Source organism: Novosphingobium sp. Chol11, from assembly GCF_945870625.1.
Classification (GTDB): domain Bacteria; phylum Pseudomonadota; class Alphaproteobacteria; order Sphingomonadales; family Sphingomonadaceae; genus Novosphingobium.
Genome location: NZ_CAMBTS010000150.1, coordinates 1 through 5,233, shown reverse-complemented (window position 1 = coordinate 5,233; position 5,233 = coordinate 1). Strand labels below are relative to the sequence as shown.

The 5,233-nt window shown below is 65.9% G+C and carries 3 protein-coding genes; all 3 read right to left on the bottom strand.

What is annotated here, in order from left to right:
* Positions 1 to 136 precede the first annotated feature (136 nt).
* The gene (locus tag Q0O40_RS15225) at positions 137 to 1,876 is read right to left on the bottom strand and encodes a hypothetical protein (protein ID WP_295531787.1); all 1,740 of its coding nucleotides are present in this window, start codon (positions 1,874 to 1,876) and stop codon (positions 137 to 139) included.
* 207 nt (positions 1,877 to 2,083) lie between these two features.
* Positions 2,084 to 3,727, bottom strand: a complete 1,644-nt coding sequence (locus tag Q0O40_RS15220) for a TauD/TfdA family dioxygenase (protein WP_295531784.1) — start codon at positions 3,725 to 3,727, stop codon at positions 2,084 to 2,086.
* Between the two features lies 1 nt (position 3,728).
* A complete protein-coding gene (locus tag Q0O40_RS15215) occupies positions 3,729 to 5,060 on the bottom strand; it encodes a DUF5690 family protein (RefSeq protein WP_295531781.1) in 1,332 nt (443 codons plus the stop codon).
* Positions 5,061 to 5,233 lie beyond the last annotated feature (173 nt).

Below are 5,233 nucleotides of genomic sequence, written 5' to 3'. Positions count from 1 at the left end.
CGGCGGCCAGCGCCACCTTCGCCTTGAACGCCGGGCTGTGGTTCCGGCGGGGTCTTCTGCTCATCTCATCTCCTGTCAGGCGGCCATCTTGGTCGCCGTCAGGCAGAAAATCCACTTATCACGATGTCCAGATTTCTTAGGCCACCTCTTTGTCGCTGTCGGCATCAGTCGGGTCTTCGAAATCTGGCGCAGCGACGAACGCCAGCGCGCCAGTCACCGCGTCGATCTCAAACAACGCCGCGTCCGCGCCGCCAGTGATCGCGTATTCCAAAACCGTGCCTGCATCGGGATCGGCGGCCAGCACCGTGGTCACGGCGGCGGTGTTCTCGGCGACCGAAACAGCCCCCGTCGCCGCGCCGCCATCGCTGCTGATCACCGGGTTTTCGGCGGCATCGGTTACAGTGATCGCCAGCGTCTGGGTATCGGTCAGCGTGCCGTCGCTCGCCGTGACGATCACATCGTAGACATTGTCGCTGTCGGCGTCAGTCGGGTCTTCAAAGTCTGGCGCGGCGACGAACGCCAACGCGCCGGTCACCGCGTCGATATCGAACAACGCCGCGTCCGCGCCGCCAGTGATCGCGTATTCCAAAACCGTGCCCGCATCGGGATCAGCGGCCACAACCGTGGTCACGGCGGCGGTGTTCTCGGCGACCGAGACGCTCCCCGTCGCCCCGCCGCCATCGCTGCTGATCACCGGGTCGTGGTTCACCGCGAACACTTGCGCCTTGACGTTGGTATCCGACACATCGAGCCAAGTGACCGCAAACCCGCCGTTGGTAAGCGCCGTGACGCTTGCGTCGTCCTGCGAGCTAAGCGTTTGCGTGGGCACCAGGATCGCGCTGCCAATGGCGAGGCCGGCGGCGTCAAACACTTGCGCGAACGTATCGGTGAAGCCGTTGGTGTCCGTTGCCGCCCAGGTGATGACGAAGCCGCCATCCTCAAGGCTGGATATCGCCGGTTGCGAGTTGAAGCCCTCGGTGCTGGCACCGACCGAAAATTCGCTGCTCAAGGTGGCGCCAGTGAAATCGTACCTTTGCGCCCTGACCGCGCCGTCGCCGACATCATGCCATGCGATCACGAAGCCGCCGTCGCCAAGCTTCGTGATGACAGGGGCGCCTTGCGCGCCCGCTGTGGACGTGTTGACGAGGAATTCGCTGCCCGATGGGGAGCCATCGGCCATGAACACTTGCGCTTTGATGCTCGTGCCAGTGCTGTCGCCCAACGTGCCGCTGGCATCGCGCCATGTCACCACGAAGCGGCCATCGGCAAGGCCGGTGATGGTCGGCTTCGCCTGTTCGCCCGCCGTCTGGGTATTGACGAGGAATTCGCTGCCCAAGGCGGTGCCGGTGTTATTGTAAACTTGCGCCTTGATGCTGCCCGCATCGCTGTCGCCCAGCGTGCCGCTCAAGTCCTGCCAAGTCACGACAAAGCCGCCGCCGTCCAGCGCGGTGACTTTCGCATCGAGCTGGTTGTTGTCGGTCTGCGTGTTGATGAGGAAGTCGCCGCCGACTGCGGTGCCCGTGTTGTCAAAGATCTGCGCGGCGATGGCGCCGCCACTGCTGTCACCCAGCAGCTGGCTCTGGTCATACCAGGTGACGACAAAACCGCCGCCATCCAGACCCGTGACTGCGGGTTGCAGCTGATCGTTCGTCGTCTCCGTATTGATGTGCAGCAGGCCGCCTACTTCGGCGCCGCTGGCGTCAAACATCTGCGCAAAAATGCCCGCAGAGAAGTTTTCGCCCACCAGATCCGTGAAAACATGCCAAGTTACAACGAAGCCGCCGCCCGATAGCGCGGTTATTTGCTGCCCGCCGAGATTGGTTCCGGTGCCCGAGTTGACGGTCACCTCGCTGCCCACTTTAGTTACTTCGGTCATGATTTGGTCCTTCCCGCAGTGTTGTGGAGTGTTGTGGAGCGGGCGAAGCAATGAGGCCGTCCCGCCGTCGCCACAGACAATGCCAGAAAGCGGACCAGATTGATCAATCGGCTTCTACTTAGGTATCGCCCTTGCGCAGCCTTCGCATTGACTCCGCCGGGAATCGCCCGTGGTCATGCGGCGCTCGAATAGGCTGAACGGCGCGACTCAGCCGTTCAGATGCGCGGCGATCAGCCGCCGCAGCAGCGGGCGATAGTCCGCAAAGCCCGGCGCTGGGCGCGCCGGCTCCTTTGCCGCATCGTCGCAGCGGCGCAGGTGCACCGCGCCTGCAAAGCCGGGCATCGCGGCAAACGCTGCCGCCTCGCCCTCGGTCATCGGCCCGCCCTGCTGCGCCAATGTCGCGACCGATGCGGCGGAAAGGCGCGCGGCATAATCCGGCTCGCACGCCACGAGATAGCGCTTGGTCGCCACATGCAGGCGGACAGGTTCGCTCACAGCCGATCCGAACGTGTCCTCCAGCCAATCGGCCCCGCTGTGCTCATGCGCCGCCGCGCCGCCGTCCAGCGCCCAGCCGGCATCGTGCAGCAGCGCCGCCGCGACCAGCGCGGGCGCAAGCTCCGCCTCATCGGCGAGGGCTGCTGTCTGCAGCATATGCTCGCGGATGCTCAGCGCCTCGCCATAAGCCTCGTCCATGGCTGGCGATGCAAACAGCGCCTCGATCCGCGCCAGCCGCCGGTCGGCCTCGGCCCCTGTCAGCACCGCCAGCGCCGAAAGCAGCCCGTCGCGATCGGCATATGCGCCCACCAGATGCCGCCCCCCGCCGCGCTTGTCGGCGCCGGGATCGTCGGTAAAGGCGCGGCGGCCATGTAGCACCCGCGTGTTGTCCATGATCACCAGGTCGCCGGCGCCGAGCCGGAAGGTCGCCCCCGTCTCCGGTGCTTCGATCAGCGCGGCCAGCGCGCGGTAAGCGGCGCGCCAGCGGGTGCGCTGCTCGGGCGGCGCGGCAATCGCCTTGAACGCGCGGTGGTTAAAGCGGATCGCCGCAATCTCGCCGCCGGTATCGAGCGTGATCACCGGCAGCGCCGTCTGCAATGCGTTCGCGCCGTCGCCCCACGCGAAATGCACCGGCGTTGCCGCCAGCACGGCAAAGCCCCCCGGATCGGCCGCGTGCAGCGCCTCGGCGGCGGCAAAGCCATCGACTAGCCGGGTCTCGCCGCCCATGCTCGCATCGACAAGGCAGTGCAGCAGTTGCAGCCCGGGCACTGGGTCGCGGTAGGGATTGTCGCTGTGCGGCGCGAGGCCCGCGTCGGTAAACGCCAGATTGCTGGCTGCGGGCGCGCTGCGCACGGCGAACGTGCGGCCATAGTTGGTCTCGCGGATGAAGCCGAAGCGGCGCACCACGTCTTCCACCGCATCGGGCCGGGTGGGCACGCCTGAGAGCAAGGCCCATCCCTGCCGTGCCACCCGCGCCAGCACCGCACGGCGAAACTGCTCATCGCTGGCATAAGCCTGATAATCGACCTTCCCGGTATCCGCCTCGTCCTCCTTCAGCCACAGGCGGCGCGGCGGCGCGATGGGCGCGGGATCAAGATAGGCGGCCAGATCGGCGGCGCGCAGCGCGATCTGCCCGTCGGAGTTGACCGCGAACCGCCACCCTTCCGCCGTTTGTTCAGCGCCGGTCAGCACCGGCGCCTGCGGCAGATCGAGCAGCGCGGCGCGGCGCTGCCCGCTTGCGGGGTCAAATTGCGAGGGCGCGCATTCGATCAGATCGGCGGGGGTGAGGTGTATCTGGGGCAGGCCGGGAGACGCGAACCACGCGCCATCGGTGGCCCAGCGGATCAGCCGCGCCACCTCAATTCTCCAGCTTGCGCTGGAAATACCATGCGGCAAAGCCCAGCAGCGCGATGCCCAGCGCGACGCTGCCCATCGACATCCCGACCAGAAAGGCCGTCCACGGCAATGCCAGCCCGATGAAGCTCTTGATCAGGAGCAGGCAGACAGTCCCCAGATAGCCGCAACTATCGGCAATGTAGATGAAAAACCCTGCCGTTCCGGCCGATCCCGTCGCCGCGACAAGCCGGTCGAACAGCGCGCCATTATATGGCGTGTAGGCCAGATAGAGCCCGCCGCCGAGCAGGATCATCCACGCGACCGGCCCGATCCAGTGCAGCCAGAAAGCAAGGCTGGCCGCGCCGGTCAAGACCAGCCCGAAGCCGATCAGCGCGATATTGGCCACAATCGCCAGCCGGTTGCTTTTGACCAGACCAAGCAAGGCCATCGCGATCAGCACCACCGCCGCAATCGGCAATTCTGAAAGGGCAAACAGTTCGGCTTTGCCCGCAAGCCCCGCGTCGGCCCAGATTTCGGCCGAGAAGTTGTCGCGGAAATCGCGCAGCGCGGTGAGCAGGACATAGAGCGCGATCAACGCGGCCAGCCCCGCCGCATAGCGTGCCGAAATGCGCGCGCGGGCGGCGGCGTCCATCGGCACCCGCTGCACCCGCGCGGCCACGTCGGTGGCGTTCGGCGGCGGCAGACTGGCAAGCCCCGCGACGCATATCAGCAGCAGCGGCAGAAACACCAAGCCGGTTTGCATCGGCATGGTAAAATCGCTCGCCGCGCCCGAGAGCAGCAAGGCCTTGCCCACCGCCTTGACCGCGCCCGAGGCGACGATGAAGCTGGCACACAGGATTGATCCCAGCACTTCGGTCGTCCGCCGCCCCTCGATAAAGCCGAAGATCAGGCCCCAGATCATGCCCAGCGGCAAGCCGTTCAGGAAAAGCATCACGATGTTCCACGGCGCCGGGACATATGCGAACCCCACCAAGGCCAATTGCGCCGCGCCGATCAGCGCAAGAATTCCCAGCGCGCGGTAGCGCGCGGGCAGCTCCGAAACGACCTTGATGCCGATGAACTTCGACAAGGCATAGCCCATGACCTGCGCCAGCACCAAAGCCACCTTGTAGTCGATCGCCACGCCCAGAATATGCGGCAAAGCGCCCACGTCTTCAAAACTCGCCGCCGCAAACGGCTTGCGATAGGCATACATCGCAAAATACGTGCCGAATGCCATGAGGCCGCCATAGACCGAAAAGGCCAGCGGGCTGCGATCCAGCCAGCCGCGAAAGCGCCCCAGCGGGCCCGCGCCAAAAGGTGCCGTTCCCGGCGTCGAGGCTTGGCTGGTCATAGGTGCTTGTCAACCACGGCTGCCGGTCCATGTCAAAACCGCCGCCAACGAAAATGCGCGCATCCCCGGCCCCTCCTCCCATCGACCGGCTCAGGATAAGCGGAAGGGGAGCAGAAAGCACAACCAGTCCCCCTCCCGCCTGCGGGAGGGGTTAGGGGTGGGCAGCCTCCACA

Excerpts from the sequence above, each read along its gene's own strand:
- Q0O40_RS15225 (WP_295531787.1), bottom strand. The coding sequence starts at position 1,876 with ATGACCGAAGTAACTAAAGTGGGCAGCGAGGTGACCGTCAACTCGGGC.
- Q0O40_RS15215 (WP_295531781.1), bottom strand. The coding sequence starts at position 5,060 with ATGACCAGCCAAGCCTCGACGCCGGGAACGGCACCTTTTGGCGCGGGC.